1 protein-coding gene is annotated in these 441 nt (G+C 47.6%); it reads right to left on the bottom strand.

Annotation, left to right across the window (positions count from 1 at the left end):
• Window positions 1–251 precede the first annotated feature (251 nt).
• Window positions 252–441, bottom strand: a 190-nt coding sequence (locus tag AC1D0P_RS29805; protein WP_477680029.1) for a hypothetical protein, incomplete at its 5' end; no start/stop codon positions are given.

Raw genomic sequence — 441 nt, 5'->3', positions numbered from 1 at the left:
GGTTCAAGCTTACCCTGGCATAGAACGGTCCCCTAATGTGGCCAGTAGTTCAGTACGCCATTGCGCTGGGACCTGAACGACATGCGTCCATTTCCATCATCAGACCATTCACCCTTTATGCCATGCGAGGCTATCAACTCTTTCAAAGCCTCGGGCCCATTGTGGAATTCAGTAGCCATTGTATCTCCCATCTAACATTCAACAGCGACATAAGCGAACACCCAAGAACATCACATCCAGAAGTATTGTCCTCAAACCGTATTTACTGAGTCATTCTCAAGATCATCGAGCCCCAGCAGTTTGATTTCATCATAGTGATAATGACGAACCGACGGGTCGCGCGCGAGATATCTCTTTTCTGCGTCAAGGTAGGCATCAGGATTGTTGTTCTCGGTAAGAACGAACTTCTTGAGTTTCAGAGGTCTGCTATCGCCCGTATAT

The sequence above is a fragment of the Polaromonas sp. P1_G2 genome (assembly GCF_056405515.1).
The sequence above is the reverse complement of the archived record's forward strand: the minus strand, read 5'-3'. Positions and strand labels throughout refer to the sequence as shown.